Below are 16,813 nucleotides of genomic sequence, written 5' to 3'. Positions count from 1 at the left end.
AGAAGGGGTGGATGATACGTGTGTGGTATTACTGGTTGGATAGATTGGAGATATGATTTACGTAATGAAACGAATGAAGTAACGAAGATGGCCAAAACGTTGAACCGTCGTGGACCTGATGATTTACGTGTATGGACGTCAGAGCATGTAGCATTTGGCCATGCAAGATTAATTGTAGTTGACCCGGAAAACGGTATACAGCCGATGACAAGAACATACAAAGGAAAAACATATACATTAGTTTATAATGGAGAATTGTATAATACGGAGGAGTTGCGGAAGGAATTGCTAGTAGCTGGTCACACATTTACAGGTCACTCTGATACAGAGGTCTTATTAAAATCCTATATCGAATGGGGTTATCAATGTTTAGAGAAATTAAATGGCATCTTTGCGTTTGCCGTTTGGAATGAACAAGACCAAAGTTTATTGCTAGCACGTGATCGATTAGGTGTAAAGCCACTCTTCTATACGGTACGACATGGATGTTTGCTATTCGGATCTGAGCTAAAGGCTTTGCTTGCCCACCGGAAAATTCAACCAATTATTAAGGCGGATGGTCTCGCAGATATTGTAGGCTTAGCTCCTTCACGCACTCCTGGCCATGGAATTTATGATGAAATCGAAGAGCTTAGACCAGCTCATTTGCTGATTTATGACCGGAATGGAGCAAAAATTAGTCGTTATTGGTCGCTTAAAAGTAAAAAGCATTCACATACAGTTGAGGAGACAGCAGAATATATTCGATATTTATTAGAGGATACAGTGGAGAGGCAGCTAGTAGCTGATGTACCTGTTGGGATGTTTCTTTCAGGGGGCGTTGATTCAAGTGCATTAACCGCATTAGCCGCCAAGGTCTATGAAAAGCAAGGAAAAGGACCGATTCGCAGTTACTCAGTCGACTATGATGAAAATGATAAATATTTTCGTGCAAATGATTTCCAACCGAATGAAGATGCTCCTTGGGTGAAAGAGGTTTCAAATGCAGTAGGTACACATCATCAAAATAAAGTGATTTCGATTGAAGAGCTAGCTGCTCGCTTGAAAGAGGCTGTTCATGTTCGGGACCTTCCAGGCATGGCGGATGTCGATTCATCACTATTATGGTTTTGTCATGAGATTAAAAAAGACGTGACGGTCGGTTTATCTGGAGAATGTGCGGATGAAATCTTTGGTGGGTATCCGTGGTTTCATAAGCCAGAAGTGGAATAAAACAAAATACAGGATATACATTCAGGTTATAAAAAGAGTCCATTAGGACTCTTTTGACAATCGTTTATTAACTTGTAAGAAGCCGATACCTGATAGAATAGCTGTTATTGAACCGATCGCAGCTGCTATTCCAATATCACCAAACATCAAAGTAGACATCAGTAAACCTAACGAACCAAATGATATGAGAATAATAGATATTACTTTCATAATTAAAACTCAACTGTGAAATCTAAGTCTTCGCCAACATTATCCCAATTTTCATCACTAGGTGAACTGATTAGAATACGAACCCACTCAATCTCTTCTGCTTTTGAGTTCTCTAGGATGAAGAATTGTGAACCACTTTTTCTTACAGCACCAATATATTCACCATCAATATGATCGGACAACCACATATCTGATTCAAGTTGTTCTCCAGTGTTAGTAGTTATTGTTGCTTGACCTGCATAAAATATAATAGTATCTTCAGAAGTATTCTCTACTTCAAAATCAATTTGAATATATTCAATTTCATCAGTTTCCATAAAGTCGGCTAATTCACCTTCGATTTGTGCAGAAGTAGCATTTACTTGTGGAACATTTAACACCATAGGCCCTGTTTCTTGTGTTTCAATTTCATCTTGACGTGCGATTAATGTGAATGATCCACCTTCGTTTTCAATAACATCTCCAACTTGATGATCCCATCCATTATCAGATGTAGTAGTTTCTTCTGTATCTGCATCTGTATCTTCTTCTTGAGCTTCTTCATCATTATTTTCTTCGACATCAACATCATCATTTGTTGACTCGTCAGTGTTTGATGGTTCTTCTGTCCCGCAAGCTGCTAAAAGCGCAATAAACATAACCAACAACAAACTAAGTAATCCTTTTTTCATAGATATTTCCCCCTTGTTTTATAGTACAAAAAATAGAATATACCAACTTGTCAAAAATTACTATAGATTCGACAAAATATGTAATAAAACGATTTAATCAAATAGGGATCCTTATGAGAAAAGTACTACTTGAGAAAATACTCAAGGTTAATAGGGGAATGCCTTCCTTTTTTTTCACGTATATAGATGATTTTTTCAAATATATTTTCCAATAATTCTTTCTTAGTCATTGGTTCCGCTCTATGAAATTCATCAACAATTCCAGTTAGATTTTTAATTTTATCATATTTCATTTCTGGAGAGTCAAAATCAACATCCATATTGTCCATTTGTAGAAGTAATTCTTGTTCTCGTTCATTTAATTTAATTGTTCTAGCATACAATTCATCCTTATCAAATGGGCTATTTTCATCCATATAAAGGTCAAGCGCTTTATTTTTTTGAGCAATAATGGCTTCAAGTTCTTTTTTTAGTTCAATATAATCTTGTTCATCATCCTTTGAATTAGTGATCAAGGACAGGAAATATTCTTTTGAAGTGATCATCTTTTCTAGCTCTTTTAATATTAGATCAACAATTTTATTTTCACTTGCTGAGCGATTACACTTTGAACATCGATAATAAACGATTTGATCCCTTTTGTCATAGTTACCGTTCATACCGTGCTCATTGCAATGGCCACATTTCAACAAGCCAGTAAGTGTTAATTTCCCTTTTCGAGAATCAGTTAATTGTTTGGAATTCATCCGTTTTTGAACTTGATGAAAGAGAACCTCATTTATAATCGGTGGGTGAGTATTGTACTTCACTTTATCTCCATAACGAAAAATACCAATATACATATCATTTTTTAAAATTAATCGAACAGAGGATGTTCCCCATTTCATGGAGGTTCGTTTTGTGTTAATACCGCGTTCATTTAACTTATCAGCGATGGCTCTATATCCATATCCATCAGCATATAACTGAAACATCCACCGAACGATTTCAGCTTCTTCTTCAATAATTTCACATTTGAAATTAACATCAAAACGATAGCCAAACAAGTTCTGTGTACCAGGTTTTTTTCCTTCATCAACCATTTGTTCCAGACCAACTTTAACACGTTCGACAAGTTGTTCACGCTCCCATTGTGCAAGGGCAGCAACTAATGTAATGAAGAGCCTTCCCATAGCTGTGCTGGTATCATAGACTTCTGTAGCTGATCTGAAAGAAACATTATGATCCTCAAAATCTTTTAGTAGAGTATAGAGATCAATGACCGAACGGGTTAAGCGATCTAATTTATAAACTAAGATCACATTGAATTCATTCTCTTTTAGGTCAGACAACATTTTTTGCAGTTGTGGCCGTTTTATATTTTTTGCACTCCAACCTTCTTCCACATACTCATGGGTGACTTCCCATCCTTGAGAGTGGGCGAACGCTCGCAATCGTTCAAGCTGAGCGGAGATGGAGAAACCTTCTTTCACTTGTTCTTCTGTAGAAACACGTACATAGATTGCACAAGACAACGTAAACACCACCCATTGATAAATATGTATGAACAGAGGCTTAATGAAGTAATCATAGTCTTTAGTTTGTAACATTTTAAGTTCATGAAAGGTACAGACTAAAGTGTAAATCTAGTAGTCACATCAAAAGCAAAGAGTTCCTGAAGGTCGTCTACTAAAATAGCAAAATAATCAGTCTCATAAACGGCTTCTGGATCATGTGACATTCTCCATAAATCTTTTTTTACTTGTTCAATGTCGATTTCGAATTGATTATCAAACATAGGGCAACGTTTTAAAGCTCCCAAAGAAACAGATATCGTTTTTAAATCATTATGAAAATCATCCTGAAATATACGTTCAAATGGACCATCAACTTTATATGTAGTCATGTCATGATCAACGTTCAAATTATTTTGAACTAAGACTAATTTAGGAAATAATTTTCCTTCTAATTCTTCATAATAAACGTGTAACGTCATAGCTTAATCGTTCCTCTCCAACTTGATTTTTTAATTGATGTAATAGGGTAATCGTTTCATTGGAAACTCTTCCTGGTTGCAGCGATCGATTCACACGATCTTCTTCTAATTGTTTCGTTCTTTGATATTGATATTGAGTAGTGTTTTGCTGTTGAATTATTCGAATTCGCTCTTCAATAAACGACTCAGGTAGTTCAAATGCTTTTACTAGCTCATGAATGGATGCTACTGAATCCATGTAGGGTTCGAATATAAAGCGTGGCATAGACGCAACCAGGGCGAAAGAGTGAGCTTGTCTTTCTTGTAGTTGAATAAAAGACGGATTAATTTTACGTTGATCGCCAATGTGTTCAAAATAATGAGCCATTTCATGAAAAAAGTCATATCTTATTTTCTCAACTGTTTGATTTTGGTTTAAAGCAATAATGGCAAAATCATCATCATGAATGCAGCGACTTCGAAAGTCATAATAATCGATTTTAAAATTAAAAACGTTGCTTACATTTTTAATACTGAGATCAGAAATTGCCGATATCCCCAGCTGTTGATAAACCTGTGTAATCTTTTTTTCTCGTAATGTACTAAATCGCAAGAGGATCACCACCGAAAGTATGTTCTTTTGATTATACGAATATATGTTCCTGTTTTCAAGAGGGTTTATTTTTTTATTGAAGAACAGGCGTTTGCTTTAATTTCTGTGACATCTTATAATAAGGTTACGATATATTTTTGATAATTTGTTGAAGGGGGCTGAAGGCAATGATATTAATTGTATTCATAAGTTTAGGGATTTTATTGATAGCAAATTTATTTTTTTCTACAGCTCCCCTTTTTCAAAATTTAATATTGTACGGTAGTTACATTTATTTATTAATAACAATACTGTATAGACATACAAATAGATTTCATTTATGGATTAGAAAAATTCAATTCAAAATACGTAATTATGACGTCATGTGGAATTTTCAAATAAGGATGAGTGGGGAGTATAATGATCAGTCGGTTGAAGAACTTTATAATTTTCTACTTAAAACAAATTCAAGTGCACAAACAATTCATAGTAGCCCGCGTAGGAAAGTAATAAAAATCAAATCTATCCAACCAGAAATTAGATTGGATGGTGATATTATATCTATTTCCCTCTACGATCATCAAATGTCCTATGGAAGAGCAAAAAAAATAATTGATAAAGAGCTTAGTGAATTAATTGAATCAATAATAACTAAAATTGGTAATGTTGAATATGATTGTTTTATTAAAGTTGTATTTTTAGAGCAGAATCCTTTTCTTGGTATGTTTCTAAAAGGTATAAGAAGTAAAGACATAGTAAGTTTTAATGTTTCTTTTAAAAGAGGAAAGGAAAAAATAAGAATAACAAATGAGCATATTGAATTTTATTCAAATTCACTCTCATCTCTAAATAACAATGCTAAAGACTACTTATCATTATCATATACACCTATTAAAGAAATTAAAAAGAGCCCTACATAATAAATAATTTGTAAGGCTCTTTTACTTTATTAAAGAATTTTTAAGAAGCTTATCATATAATTCAGTAATAAATAAAATGTAGTCCTTTGTACTAGAAAGGTAATCATGTATAACAACAGAACCTTTTTTGGAAATAAGAATACTAAAATCTTTACCAAAGTATTCAGAGTAAAAATAAGCATTAAATGAAGACACTTCGGGTCCAGCACCATTTAGTATATCTTGTGCTCTTTCGCTTTTTTGTACACTTGGTCCGAAGTAACCAGCGCTTTCTAAATTCATTTCCTTAATTTTGCTAATCCATAATCCATTTATCGAATCTAGTCTTAATAAAATATCATTTGTATCAAAAGGTAAGATTTTCAATTTAAAATATTTTGTTTGGTTCAATTCTTCACAAAATGACCTAATTAGATCGTTACCAGCATTGGCTACAGCTAAATTTAGCTTTTCATTATAAAACAATTCAAAATCCGTGGGATCATAGTAGTGATTAATAAAATGATCATAACCAATCTTAATCCTTTTATTTATTTCTTTATCATAATGACACTTATACAGATCAAAACCTGATAATGAATCTTCTTGTGCTAAAGTAATGCTTACTTCTTTGCTGTTCTCTTCAATAAACCCAAGTTGTTGAGGGACGAATAACCCTTCTTTATTAAAAAAGTCAACATCAATTAATACAAATGATTTCCCCAAAATACCCCTCCTAACTTTTGGCACATTAAAAACACGACATACCCAAATAAACTTGGTGTATGTCGTGTTGTTAGTCTTTTTTGTCCTCTTGTCCAAACTTCTTCCGCAATCGTCTAAATTCCTCAAGTTGTCGTTCTAAGTATTCTTCTTCCTCATCGGTGAGTGGATCAGCACCATGAGAGAAAGAGATATGGATCGGTTTTTCCTTAGGATGTTTTGGTTTATCAGTTCTACCAATTAAATAATCAGCATCAACTTCAAATAGGTCAGCTATTTTTGCTAATGTTTCATAATCTGGTTGTCTTAAGCCGTATTCCCAATTGGCATATGTAGAAACGGTTTTTATACCGAGTTTTTTAGCTACTGCCGATTTTGTCCATCCCATTTTTTCTCTTAATATTTTTAGCCTTTCGCCAGTAACATTCTCCATAAAATCACCTTTCTCCATCTACTAAGTAAATTTTATCATGTTTACACTATAAATATAAAAAGTTACACAAAAAGAATAAAAAAATGTTGACTTACACAAAAGGAGTAAGTATTATGTAATCAAGGAGTTACACGAATTGAGTAAAGGAGTGGTGTTATGAAATTAGAAAAATTACGTGAAACTCGGAAATCTCAGGGAAAAACTCAAACATTTATGGCTAAGAAACTTGGTTATAAGTCTGTGAGTGGGTATGCAAATATTGAAATGGGACGTAATAAACCAACTCTAAAAAAAGCCAAAGAAATTTCAGAAATACTTGGAGTGGATGTAAACGATCTTTTTTTTGAAAAAGAGTTACTCAAAATGAGTAAAATAATTGAACTTTAAAAGGAGGTTAAATTCATATGGCTGTCCTTAAGGAATCTGAGCATATATCTCCTATTAAGGAGGAGATGACCAACATGAGCAAAGACACCATTGTGAATGGAGGCAGGAAACACCCAAGCCAAGAAGCTCTTGAACGCTTTGCAGCTATTTATAGAAGAATGGTCAAAGAAAATGCCGAACGAGAGCAGCAAAAGTCTTCTGAAAATGATTCAAATGAGAGTAAGAAATCAAGCGAAGACTCGACATGAGTCTTGGCATACTGGACAAGCTATTACATCATATCAAGTCGCTTGTCACAACAAAACTAAATAGTTGGTACAAAAGGAGAGGATGACAATCAACGGGCAATTGATCGCGGAATCAAGGAAAAGAAAGAGGATTTCACAACGAGAGCTATCGCAAAATATGCCGACATCAAGAGAAGCTATCGCAAAGTATGAAACAAATGCAAGGCCTGTACCGAAAGAATTAAAACCGTTTTTCGCACATTCGTTAGATGATGCTCACTTTATTTTGGAGATGAGCAACGATATAACAGGTGGAGCTACCATTCCTTATCTGGATGGAGAGAAGGTGGAACATCATTATGCATCGTTAACATTTTTGGCAATTAAGGAGCTTCGTGAAGCAAAGGAACACCTTAAAGAGATCAATATTAGCAAGCCATTACCTTTTATGGCAGAACACGAAGTAGATCATATTAAACGCACGATAAGAGAGTTACTGGATAGCATTGCTGCTTCACAAACACTTGTCATTGATTTAATGCAACATTTTGATTTGTCATATGTCAATGAGGTTAAGCAATGGAAATCGTCTCTAATGGCTCGTGGTTACTTAAAAAGGAGGAATTTGTAATGAGTTCTGTTGATGAAATTTTAAAGCCGGTTCATGAAGTCTCGGAAGAAGTTGCTGGAAGAATTAAAGATCATTTTATTCACCTAACAGAGTTATTCGGTCAAATTGAACTTAAGGTTTTACTGGTTAAAGTGACTAAGTATTACACAACTATCGCTGTCGTATTGGATACAGAGATATTTGATTACATGATTCATAGTACCGGCCGTATTTCAGAGAATAGCATAGGGATTGCATATGTGAAGGAGCTTTTAAGAAAAAATGATGAGGTGATGTCAAATGAAAACTAAACCTCTGCAATCATTTAACCGTGCGGAGATCGCACTTGTAATAGACTGCATGAAGCGTTATATGTTCAAGGTCTCTGTGGCTTCTGGAAGACTCATGTTAACGGATTACACAAAGATTTTACAAAATGGAAACGAAGCGGAACTTGATGGCATGGGAATGGAGCATATCGTAAGTGCGTTACATGCAAAAGCAAATGAAATTGAAGATCAGTTAGGAACAGACAGAAAAGAAGTTGAGCTCATTCGGCAATTAGCTCAAGAAGTACGAGAAAAGCGTGTTGCATTCCAACAGAATTTTTATAAGCAGCACATAAAGAAAGAAGCGCCAACTGCTGGAACAGTTAGCACTTCAACAAACATCCTATTAGGTTAGTTCTATTTTAGTACAAATTAATGAATTAGGCAAGGCTTTCGAGCTTTGCCGTGGAGACGATAATCAAAGCATCCCCCAGCTCCTCATGATTGTCGTTTCCACGGTGTAGCTTGTGTTCACCAGAAGGAGGTGGAAAAGATCATGCGTAAAGAAATATTGAGACAGATCACTGAGATCGAAATGAATCATTGCAAACCATGTGAAAGCAGAATAAACAATACATCAACGAGGATTAATGCAATTTGCGCTGAGTGTACTCACGGTATGGATTTAAGACGTTTAGGTAACCAATTAGTATCTGAACCATTTCTACAAAGGCACAAATGGACAAAAGCACAAAAGGAATACGTGTTAGGTCATATAAAGACACTGGGATTAGAACGTGGTACAAAGCAATCCGCTAAGAAGTTAGGGATTGATGAGAGGTTAGTCGAACAATTTTATTTTAACAGCAAAAAAGTAGCCCATTATGAACAACGTGATCTATCCATGTCCATTTAGCTAATAAGGAGTGCACTTGTATGGAATATCGAATTGAAGTACCCAATGTTTACGAACCAACACGTGATTTAACCGCTTATGGAAAAGCGTATGTTCGCTTATGTCACCCAGAGTTAGAGTTTGTGAGGATGGAAGGAAGAGTGGCCATTTGTCAGTCAAAGGGAAGTGAACACGTTGTTCGAAAGTCTGTTAAGAAGGAGTATAGAGAGGTTAATAGATTGGTTTAATTAGTATTTCATTAGAAAGAGTGGTGGAGATTGTGCCGATAGTTTATTCAAAGAAAGATGGTATCAATAGATTAATACCCATTGATACCAATGAAAACCTTGTTAATCTAGCTCGGTTTGTTGAAAGGTCCATCCCGGATGAAAAAGATTTCATCTATGTGTTAGTTGATGGTGTAGAAATAAAATTATTCTAAGCCAATCTGTTTTTTCATAACATTTGAGGCTACGTTGGAAAGCACAGTTAGAGATACGCTGGACAAAGACTTTACAGTATCTTTTGTTTTAGACCAAACTGCGTTATCTCGTATAGTGTCCAAGAATTGATGTCCATCCCAAGTTATTGAACCAATACCAATGTCTAAGATTTGGTTGTCACCACGACTAATAGTACCGTTCAAAAAATCAGCTTCAATTAATTTTGTTAATGCATAAACGGAAGTTTCGAAACCGTATTTATGAGTTGTTTTGAAGTCTTTAAGTTGATGAAAGAATACACTTCCATTAAGAGATAAATTTTCTTCTAATTCTAGAAGAATCGAGCGGACACAATCTTGATCAAGTTTCAAATTAATACACCTCCTATCTAGTAATATAGGAATATTATACCAAAGAAAGGATAATCATAGTGCAACCTGCAGCAATTAATCAACTGGTATATGCAAACAACGATAACCTAATAACGACATCGATCAAGATTGCTGAAATTTTGAAAAAGATCATGACAAAGTCTTAAGAAACATCAGATTGTTGAAGTGCTCTGATTCATTTCGACTCGCCAATTTTGGAGAGTGGGTAGTTGTTTGTAATTGTAAGGAGGTGAGTAAATTGGAAGAGGAAGATTTTTTTATCCAAGGGTTGGATGAGAAAAGAAAGTTAGTAGAAGATCTGTCTGAGAAATTAGTGGAAGCAAGAGGAATCGCTCACGAAATAGCTTCCACGTGTATAACGATTGATGACAAAAGGCAAAAAGACATCATTGATTTTAAAAATGAACTTAGGCAAGATTTTATATCTAATTATCAAGTCGAGCCTTCTGAATATTTCTTGGTGGCGAAATGCGGGACTCGTGAACTTCATATATGTCTAAATATGAAGTGAATGTTTTACGAGAAATGCTGATGACTAACTTATTATGTCCATAAACTGACAACAAGAACAGTTCAGAGAAGTTTGGTTTGGAATAGGAGGGAGGACAAAATGATTAAATTATACATTCGTATTCCTTTATATGTACCGAAAAAGTTGTGGGAGTGGTATTTAGTCAAATTAAAAGACCACAAGAAATGTAATTCCTGTGGTCAACTCATTCAATCTACGGATAAGTATTGTAAGTTCTGTAGTGTTTCAACTAGCCCCAAATAGATTTTTTGACTACTTGACTCGCAACATCATACAGTATTTTTTTTACACCATTTTGGACATATTCAGCTGCTTTGGGCATGTACTTCTTGTATTTAGCAACTGCCACTGGTGTAGCGGGAGTTTCAACTATGAGGTCAGGAAAAGCGCCTTTGATGATTTCTTTATGTTCATCTGGTAATTCATCATCTAACGCTAATAATTCAATGGCGTTATCGATTATTTGAGAAATCCAGGGATATGGATTTCCACATTCATGACAAAAAGACGGAGGATCATAACTAAAACCTATCATAGCCACACCAGGAGTATCGTATTCACCTTGAATATTAGTATGGCAATTTTGACAAAGGGAAATGGTTTTCTGGCCACATTCCTTGCAAAACTTTCTGTAATTGGATGTATCACGTGAGGCAACATGTCCATTTATACAAATTGTAGCATTTTGATAATAGCCCATATACGTTCACCTCCTATCTACTAATCTAGGAACATTATACCAAAGAAAGGAGAATCATTATGCAACCAACCTTCATTAATCAATTGGTTTACGTCAGCAACGATAACCCTGTAACCACATCAATCATGATCGCTGAGACATTTGAGAAAGGCCATGACAAAGTGTTAAGAGATATTCGCACCCTTAAATGTTCGGACTCTTTTCGACTCGCCCATTTTGGAGAGTCCACTTATACCAATAAACAAGGTCGTGTCATGCCGATGTATGTAATTACGTTTGATGGCTTTGCCATGCTTGCTATGGGATACACAGGTAAGAAAGCAATTGAATTTAAAGAGAAGTATATCAATGCTTTCAATAGGACTCGCCAACTGGTGGAGAGTCGAAAAGATACATTGTTGGCCAAAGAACAGAAGGAGATCCAGTCACTTATTCGTGATGTTATCTCTAATCATTTTCCTAGACTGGAACCAAATGCAAAGAGGAAGTATTACACCATGCTACATATGCAGCTTAAGAGAGAATTCAATATTACTTCTTTCCGTGATATTCCACGTCATGATTTAGGAAGAGCAGTAACCATCATCAAGAATTGGCACTCGCCAAATTTGGAGAGTCGAAACAGGAGGGAATACATTGGCTAAATATCGAGTCGTTTACACAGAGTTCTGGAATGATCCAAAAGTAATTGAGGAAATGTCGCCTGAAGATAAGCTGTTCTTCCTGTATCTCTTGACGAATAACCACAATACACAAACAGGTATCTATCCAATCACACAGAAGCTCATTGCGTTTGAGATAGGGTATTCAATTGAAAGTGTGAAGTCGATCATGGATCGTTTTATCAACCATCACAAAATGATTAAATACAATGCAGAAACACGAGAGTTAGCAATAAAGAACTGGGGTAAATACAATTTCATTCGTGCTGGAAAGCCGATTGTAGATTGTGTGAAGAAGGAACTAGCAGAAGTAAAAGATCGCTCTCTTATTAAATTCGTAGGACAAGCTGTGACTCATGAAAGTTTTAAGCCTTTATACGAAACGTACTACGTAACGGATAGCGTAACGCAACACGTTACAGATGATTCAACCCAACCCTTATCAGATAAGGATTGTTCCGTAACGGACGACGTAACGGGAGCGTTACGGGGGCAAAAAGAAAAAGAAAAAGAAAAAGAAAAAGAAAAAGAAGTACTACTACCGTATGCTGAAGTTTATAAATTTTATGAAAATAACTTCGGAGTGTTAAATCCATTCATCGGAGAATCAATTGGCAAGTGGGTAGGTGAAGTAGGTAGTGAGTTAGTCATTGAATCTATGAAAATCGCTTTAGGAAAACAAAAAAAATGGGATTACGCACAAGGGATTTTGATTCGCTGGGCAAACGAAAACATCAAATCCGTTGAAGATGTAAGAGCAAAAGAATCGGAGTTTAAACAAAATCAGCGAGTAAATCGCCGACCAAGTGATGATGGTGATGACGACATTATCGAGCGAGTAAAACGAGGTGAATTTGGATGAACAGCGAACAAGCTGCTGAAATCTTGCTGACGATCAAAGACGTTTATCCTAGATTTGAGTTAAACGAACGTAAGACAGCAATCCTTGTACCTGTTTTGAAGAAGATGGATTTTGAAGGTGTGATGGCAAAATTGAAAGAACACATCGGTAAGCATCCATTTCCACCAACTATCGCTGAAATTGCGCATTACCCAAGTGGACAAGATAGGCTATTAAAAAAAATCGGGAAGTTTGAACAAGAAGCCGAAAAAGAACCACCAACACCTGAACAAAAACAAGAATTCAATCAAAAATTTAAAGAGTTGATGAATAAATGAATCACTTTGCAAAAGAAGCAGAACAGGCTGTTATTGGCGCGATCTTAATAGAGCCTGAATTGATCAAAGAAACAGCAATTCAACCAGAACAGTTTTACGATCCAAAACACCAAATTATCTTCAACACGATGAGAGACCTAGAAATGCGTGAGAAACCATGCGATATTGTCGGGGTTATTACAGCACTTGAGCAAACTCTTTCGCAAATCGGCGGTGTGGATTACATTTCTAGTTTAAGTAATGCGGTTGCCACGACAGCCAATTTTAACTATCACAATGATCTTGTGTTAGAGTCTTATCGCATTCGCACAGCTTCCAAACTAGCATTATCATTCAACGATAACGCTAGTGACGAAGGCATTACAGATTTAATTAATCAACTACAAGAAGTTCAGGATAGTACGATTCGTAAAAAACAAAGGTCGAAGCTTGAGATTTTAGCTGATATTGCAGAGTCGATGAACACAGAAGTAAAAGGATTAACAGGCTGTACGACTGGAATTGTTGATTTAGATCGCATGACAGGAGGATGGCAGAAGCAAGATTTGATCATTGTTGCAGCTAGGCCTTCGGTAGGGAAAACAGCCTTTGCACTAAATATGGGATCTGCTCATTGCAAACAAAATGGAGTCACAACCATCTTTTCACTAGAAATGAGTGATGTACAGCTTGTTAAGCGGTTGTTAAGTGCTGAGGGCAATGTGGATGGTCATAAATGGCGAAATCCACATAGGTGGTTTAGTTCAAGTGATTATCAAAAGGCAACAAATGCAATCGGAACTATGGAAAAATGGGACATTGAAATCATAGATGACGTGGGGATAAACACGAATGATATCCGGTCACACATGATGTCCATCATGAGAAAGTACCCTGATCGAGACCATTTAGTGATTATTGATTACCTCCAGTTGATTAGATCAAGCAAAAAGCGATCTGAAAACAGACAACAAGAAGTGTCTGAGATTTCACGTAACTTGAAAGCATTAGCTAGAGAACTAAATATACCTGTTATTGCCTTGTCACAATTATCAAGGGGAGTCGAGTCGCGGCAAGATAAAAGACCGATGCTGTCTGATATTCGTGAATCTGGAAGCATTGAACAAGATGCAGACGTTGTAGCTTTCCTATACAGGGATGATTATTACGACAAGGAATCAGAGAGTCAAAATATCATTGAGATTATCCTTTCAAAACAGCGAAACGGAGCAGTAGGAACAACAGAAGCAGCATTTATAAAAGAGTACAGTAAATTTGTCAATTTAGATCGTAAATACTCTAATGCTCAAGGAGGTTAGGATGAATATTTTACGTGAAGGCATAGAAGCAAAACGTAAAGAGCTAGTTGAACATCTGGTCTCTACTGGCAAGCATGAAAAGTGCGAGATTAGCCATCTAACACTTACTGAATTACAAAATTTAACGCGAAACATATCGAGGAGGAATGATCATGAACTTGTATAAATTAATCGCTCAACAACGGTCACTGGATACGAGCATTTACGTAGAGAAAAATCTTGATCCATCAAAGTTATTAGTTGATAAGGTAATCGGCTTAATGACTGAATTGGGAGAAGCAATGAACGAGTGGAGAGCCTTCAAGTATTGGAGTAACGATCCAATACCTCGAGAGGAAGAATTATTATTTGAATTAGTTGATGGTATTCATTTTACGATTTCGATTGGACTTGATTGCAACTATGCACTAAGAGCTGCTCCGTATATCTCAATATCTGAAAATGATTTTGAAGTAGATGTGAAAAGAAGTGTTTTAACATTGTTTTATTTGATCACGGTATTTGAACAAAAGAGAAGCTTTAACAACTATGTTTATATGTTACAAGCGTTGATCGACTTGATTATTGAACTTGGGTTTGATTGGGGAGAAGTAGAAGCTGCGTATGAAAAGAAAAATAAAATAAATCAATTAAGACAAGTGGAGGGATACTAATGAGTTTGTTTAAAATGGGAAAGTTGGCCAAAAGTTCTAGAAAAACAGCAAGTCGAATCAGTTCCGGGGTAAACCATGCAAAAGCTATGAAAGATGGAGAGGGAGCTCAAAAAGTAGCTGGGACACTTCTTAAATATTCAGGGAAAAAGACACTCAGTAAGTTCTGGAAATAAAAAAGCCATCCTTCTAAGCGGATGACTAATAAAATCGACATTTTTATTATATCACGCTTAGGAGGGTTTGACGATGGAACAACGAGAAAATTATAGATGCGTAATGACTAAAGAGATTGAGATTGATCAGAACAAAGTGTATGTCGTAAAAAATGGTGAAGTGATTACGATAGAACCTCCTAAGAATGGCTATGGAAGCAATGTGTTGGTTTGGAATAATGGAGAGGTAGTAAGGGTAGATAGTATGGATCAAAGGAAGGTGTGACTTGGGTGAAAGGCACATTTGTATTGCAAACGAATGACGAGCACTTTAAGCAAGCTATTTCGGAATTTCTCTTTGAGTATTGTAAAGACAATGATGTACATGTGGATATTTATGAAATGAATACAGTGGGTGCAATTAAAGTTATGGAAATTGTTATGGCGAAGTGATGGACTGTAGGTGAAAACTGTTCGCCAAATAAAAATCATTAAAGGAGTGTTTGACTATGGAGGAATTAGAAATCATCGAATCAAAAGGATTGGAAGATGTAAGGGTATTTAGAGTTTGTGAATGTAACGCTGTCGCAGCGTATTCTCTTGATGAAGCGATTGAGTTTTATAAAGAAGATACAGGTGTAGCAGATGATGAACTTTATGCCTACAAGAATATAGAAGTGATTGGATTAGAAAACGAATTTTATGAAGATGAAGAAAGAAGTGTCAAGAAAAAACTAAAAGATATGGTAAGTGAAAATTGGGACGGTCATCCTTTCATTGTGTTGCATTGGGATTGTTAGTTGATGCACAGTCCGACCAAGCTGTGAAGGAGGATTTAAATTATGAAGCCATCCAATAAATGTCCTGTATGTGAATCCTATCGGACTTTTATAGAGTCTGATCAATTACATTGCCATAACTGCGGTGAGGTCATTTGCATTCAAGATATTGAAGAAGATTTGAAGGAAGTTGTTCATTAGGAAAGGAGAAAGAAATGATACCTAAAACCAAAGAAGAAAGACTTGAAGTAGTAAATAAAATCATAAGAGAAATCGCTTCAAGAGGTCGAGAATTCTTCTATGACGAACGTAAGAACAGATACGCTGAAATGGTTATCGAGAAAGGAAAAGTTTATTTTATCGATGACTACACAGGCGAACGTGTTTATGCTTACAACACTGTACAAAACGCACGTAGAGGTTTTTCTCAAGGGGGGACTATGTGGGGATTAATCAACGATTTTAGAGAGTTTATTGTTAAGGGAGAATACACAAATCACAACAATGGATATGGTGGTCTTTATTGCCCTCATTGGGGTTATCCAAAAGAGGATATGCAAGCAATTATAAGTTTAGCCAAAGACTTAGGTTATTTAGAAAGTTAATGCACATTACGGCCATGTAGTTCAGAAGAAAATTGAGTAACAAGAAAGGGTGGAATAAATTTGGAAGAGATTCTATTGCAAGTAGGATCAGTAGTCATTGTCGAAGATCCTGACGACATTCCAAGGAATTATATGATTATTGGTCATAGAATTATCAATCATAGCAGCATGAATGCTTGGGACTATGTTTCTGTTAAATATCCTGATGGATTAAAACGTTTCTTCAAGCACGATAAATCTTATGACTATGATGATTATTTTTATTTCAACCATTTTGAAATCGAAAAAGTAATCCATAAGAATTCGATAGAAGCGGAGAACTTAGAAAGAAAGTAG

31 protein-coding genes and 1 pseudogene are annotated in these 16,813 nt (G+C 35.8%); 23 read left to right on the top strand and 9 right to left on the bottom strand.

Features of this window, described 5'->3' with window-relative positions:
* Positions 1–18 precede the first annotated feature (18 nt).
* A pseudogene (gene asnB / locus MW695_RS08680) lies at positions 19–1,203 on the top strand (asparagine synthase (glutamine-hydrolyzing)); the annotation flags it as partial.
* Between the two features lie 51 nt (positions 1,204–1,254).
* Here the strand turns inward: asnB and MW695_RS08675 are convergent.
* The 5 genes from MW695_RS08675 to MW695_RS08655 all read right to left on the bottom strand — a co-directional run bounded on the left by MW695_RS08675 (position 1,255) and on the right by MW695_RS08655 (position 4,660).
* Positions 1,255–1,422 carry a hypothetical protein gene (locus MW695_RS08675; RefSeq protein WP_247104879.1) on the bottom strand — a complete coding sequence of 56 codons (168 nt, stop codon included), beginning with the start codon at positions 1,420–1,422 and terminating at the stop codon, positions 1,255–1,257.
* 2 nt (positions 1,423–1,424) lie between these two features.
* Entirely contained in the window at positions 1,425–2,093 is a 669-nt protein-coding gene (locus MW695_RS08670) for a lipoprotein (RefSeq protein WP_247104877.1), read from the bottom strand.
* A gap of 125 nt (positions 2,094–2,218) precedes the next feature.
* Positions 2,219–3,682 (bottom strand): recombinase family protein, encoded by a 1,464-nt coding sequence (locus tag MW695_RS08665; protein WP_483299851.1) that lies wholly within the window; start codon positions 3,680–3,682, stop codon positions 2,219–2,221.
* Between the two features lie 23 nt (positions 3,683–3,705).
* Complete coding sequence (locus tag MW695_RS08660; RefSeq protein WP_247104875.1) at positions 3,706–3,978, bottom strand: hypothetical protein; 273 nt, start codon at positions 3,976–3,978, stop codon at positions 3,706–3,708.
* Between the two features lie 67 nt (positions 3,979–4,045).
* Positions 4,046–4,660 carry an ImmA/IrrE family metallo-endopeptidase gene (locus tag MW695_RS08655; RefSeq protein WP_247104873.1) on the bottom strand — a complete coding sequence of 205 codons (615 nt, stop codon included), beginning with the start codon at positions 4,658–4,660 and terminating at the stop codon, positions 4,046–4,048.
* Between the two features lie 167 nt (positions 4,661–4,827).
* Between MW695_RS08655 and MW695_RS08650 the strand changes: the two genes are divergently transcribed.
* Positions 4,828–5,559 (top strand): hypothetical protein, encoded by a 732-nt coding sequence (locus MW695_RS08650; RefSeq protein WP_247104872.1) that lies wholly within the window; start codon positions 4,828–4,830, stop codon positions 5,557–5,559.
* Between the two features lie 21 nt (positions 5,560–5,580).
* Here MW695_RS08650 and MW695_RS08645 read toward each other — a convergent pair whose 3' ends face one another.
* Complete coding sequence (locus tag MW695_RS08645) at positions 5,581–6,264, bottom strand: hypothetical protein (RefSeq protein WP_247104871.1); 684 nt, start codon at positions 6,262–6,264, stop codon at positions 5,581–5,583.
* A gap of 70 nt (positions 6,265–6,334) precedes the next feature.
* Complete coding sequence (locus MW695_RS08640; protein WP_247104870.1) at positions 6,335–6,712, bottom strand: helix-turn-helix domain-containing protein; 378 nt, start codon at positions 6,710–6,712, stop codon at positions 6,335–6,337.
* A 138-nt stretch (positions 6,713–6,850) separates the two neighbouring features.
* On the opposite strand from MW695_RS08640, the gene MW695_RS08635 reads away from it, so the two are divergent.
* The 7 genes from MW695_RS08635 to MW695_RS08605 all read left to right on the top strand — a co-directional run bounded on the left by MW695_RS08635 (position 6,851) and on the right by MW695_RS08605 (position 9,330).
* Positions 6,851–7,081 (top strand): helix-turn-helix transcriptional regulator, encoded by a 231-nt coding sequence (locus MW695_RS08635; RefSeq protein WP_247104869.1) that lies wholly within the window; start codon positions 6,851–6,853, stop codon positions 7,079–7,081.
* A 17-nt stretch (positions 7,082–7,098) separates the two neighbouring features.
* Positions 7,099–7,329, top strand: a complete 231-nt coding sequence (locus MW695_RS08630) for a hypothetical protein (protein ID WP_247104868.1) — start codon at positions 7,099–7,101, stop codon at positions 7,327–7,329.
* A gap of 82 nt (positions 7,330–7,411) precedes the next feature.
* Positions 7,412–7,939, top strand: coding sequence for a helix-turn-helix domain-containing protein (locus tag MW695_RS08625; RefSeq protein ID WP_247104866.1), 528 nt, complete (start codon positions 7,412–7,414; stop codon positions 7,937–7,939).
* Positions 7,939–8,229: a hypothetical protein gene (locus tag MW695_RS08620; protein ID WP_247104865.1), complete on the top strand. Its 291-nt coding sequence runs from the start codon at positions 7,939–7,941 to the stop codon at positions 8,227–8,229. Before MW695_RS08625 ends, MW695_RS08620 begins: the two co-directional genes overlap by 1 nt.
* Complete coding sequence (locus tag MW695_RS08615; protein WP_247104864.1) at positions 8,219–8,602, top strand: hypothetical protein; 384 nt, start codon at positions 8,219–8,221, stop codon at positions 8,600–8,602. The genes MW695_RS08620 and MW695_RS08615 overlap by 11 nt, the downstream gene beginning before the upstream one ends.
* 141 nt (positions 8,603–8,743) lie before the next feature.
* Complete coding sequence (locus MW695_RS08610) at positions 8,744–9,103, top strand: zinc-finger domain-containing protein (RefSeq protein WP_247104863.1); 360 nt, start codon at positions 8,744–8,746, stop codon at positions 9,101–9,103.
* Positions 9,104–9,123: 20 nt separating this feature from the next.
* Entirely contained in the window at positions 9,124–9,330 is a 207-nt protein-coding gene (locus MW695_RS08605) for a hypothetical protein (RefSeq protein WP_247104862.1), read from the top strand.
* Between the two features lie 185 nt (positions 9,331–9,515).
* On the opposite strand, the gene MW695_RS08600 is transcribed toward MW695_RS08605, so the two are convergent.
* On the bottom strand, positions 9,516–9,896 hold the full coding sequence (locus tag MW695_RS08600; protein WP_247104861.1) for a DUF2513 domain-containing protein: 381 nt from the start codon (positions 9,894–9,896) through the stop codon (positions 9,516–9,518).
* Between the two features lie 259 nt (positions 9,897–10,155).
* Here MW695_RS08600 and MW695_RS08595 point away from each other — a divergent pair, with 259 nt between their 5' ends.
* A complete protein-coding gene (locus MW695_RS08595; RefSeq protein ID WP_247104860.1) occupies positions 10,156–10,428 on the top strand; it encodes a hypothetical protein in 273 nt (90 codons plus the stop codon).
* A 250-nt stretch (positions 10,429–10,678) separates the two neighbouring features.
* Here MW695_RS08595 and MW695_RS08590 read toward each other — a convergent pair whose 3' ends face one another.
* Positions 10,679–11,149: a DUF2321 domain-containing protein gene (locus tag MW695_RS08590; RefSeq protein WP_247104859.1), complete on the bottom strand. Its 471-nt coding sequence runs from the start codon at positions 11,147–11,149 to the stop codon at positions 10,679–10,681.
* Positions 11,150–11,208: 59 nt separating this feature from the next.
* Between MW695_RS08590 and MW695_RS08585 the strand changes: the two genes are divergently transcribed.
* From MW695_RS08585 to MW695_RS08525, 13 genes are all read left to right on the top strand, one after another.
* Entirely contained in the window at positions 11,209–11,793 is a 585-nt protein-coding gene (locus MW695_RS08585) for a Rha family transcriptional regulator (RefSeq protein ID WP_247104858.1), read from the top strand.
* Complete coding sequence (locus MW695_RS08580) at positions 11,786–12,673, top strand: DnaD domain-containing protein (RefSeq protein WP_247104857.1); 888 nt, start codon at positions 11,786–11,788, stop codon at positions 12,671–12,673. Before MW695_RS08585 ends, MW695_RS08580 begins: the two co-directional genes overlap by 8 nt.
* Positions 12,670–12,990 carry a replicative helicase loader/inhibitor gene (locus MW695_RS08575; RefSeq protein WP_247104856.1) on the top strand — a complete coding sequence of 107 codons (321 nt, stop codon included), beginning with the start codon at positions 12,670–12,672 and terminating at the stop codon, positions 12,988–12,990. Before MW695_RS08580 ends, MW695_RS08575 begins: the two co-directional genes overlap by 4 nt.
* A complete protein-coding gene (gene dnaB / locus MW695_RS08570) occupies positions 12,987–14,288 on the top strand; it encodes a replicative DNA helicase (RefSeq protein WP_247104855.1) in 1,302 nt (433 codons plus the stop codon). Before MW695_RS08575 ends, dnaB begins: the two co-directional genes overlap by 4 nt.
* 1 nt (position 14,289) lies before the next feature.
* On the top strand, positions 14,290–14,454 hold the full coding sequence (locus MW695_RS08565) for a hypothetical protein (protein WP_247104854.1): 165 nt from the start codon (positions 14,290–14,292) through the stop codon (positions 14,452–14,454).
* A complete protein-coding gene (locus MW695_RS08560; protein ID WP_247104853.1) occupies positions 14,441–14,941 on the top strand; it encodes a dUTP diphosphatase in 501 nt (166 codons plus the stop codon). Before MW695_RS08565 ends, MW695_RS08560 begins: the two co-directional genes overlap by 14 nt.
* A complete protein-coding gene (locus tag MW695_RS08555; RefSeq protein WP_247104852.1) occupies positions 14,941–15,114 on the top strand; it encodes a hypothetical protein in 174 nt (57 codons plus the stop codon). The genes MW695_RS08560 and MW695_RS08555 overlap by 1 nt, the downstream gene beginning before the upstream one ends.
* 73 nt (positions 15,115–15,187) lie before the next feature.
* On the top strand, positions 15,188–15,379 hold the full coding sequence (locus MW695_RS08550; protein ID WP_247104851.1) for a DUF3954 domain-containing protein: 192 nt from the start codon (positions 15,188–15,190) through the stop codon (positions 15,377–15,379).
* 5 nt (positions 15,380–15,384) lie between these two features.
* Positions 15,385–15,546, top strand: coding sequence for a hypothetical protein (locus MW695_RS08545; protein WP_247104850.1), 162 nt, complete (start codon positions 15,385–15,387; stop codon positions 15,544–15,546).
* Between the two features lie 56 nt (positions 15,547–15,602).
* Entirely contained in the window at positions 15,603–15,893 is a 291-nt protein-coding gene (locus MW695_RS08540) for a hypothetical protein (RefSeq protein ID WP_247104849.1), read from the top strand.
* A gap of 42 nt (positions 15,894–15,935) precedes the next feature.
* Positions 15,936–16,073 (top strand): hypothetical protein, encoded by a 138-nt coding sequence (locus tag MW695_RS08535; protein WP_247104848.1) that lies wholly within the window; start codon positions 15,936–15,938, stop codon positions 16,071–16,073.
* A 14-nt stretch (positions 16,074–16,087) separates the two neighbouring features.
* Positions 16,088–16,477: a hypothetical protein gene (locus MW695_RS08530; RefSeq protein ID WP_247104847.1), complete on the top strand. Its 390-nt coding sequence runs from the start codon at positions 16,088–16,090 to the stop codon at positions 16,475–16,477.
* A 60-nt stretch (positions 16,478–16,537) separates the two neighbouring features.
* Entirely contained in the window at positions 16,538–16,813 is a 276-nt protein-coding gene (locus MW695_RS08525) for a DUF4176 domain-containing protein (protein WP_247104845.1), read from the top strand.

The organism is Halalkalibacter sp. APA_J-10(15), assembly GCF_023017105.1.
In the GTDB taxonomy this organism is placed as follows: Bacteria; Bacillota; Bacilli; order Bacillales; family Bacillaceae_D; genus Halalkalibacter.
This window is presented reverse-complemented; position numbering and strand designations above follow the sequence as displayed.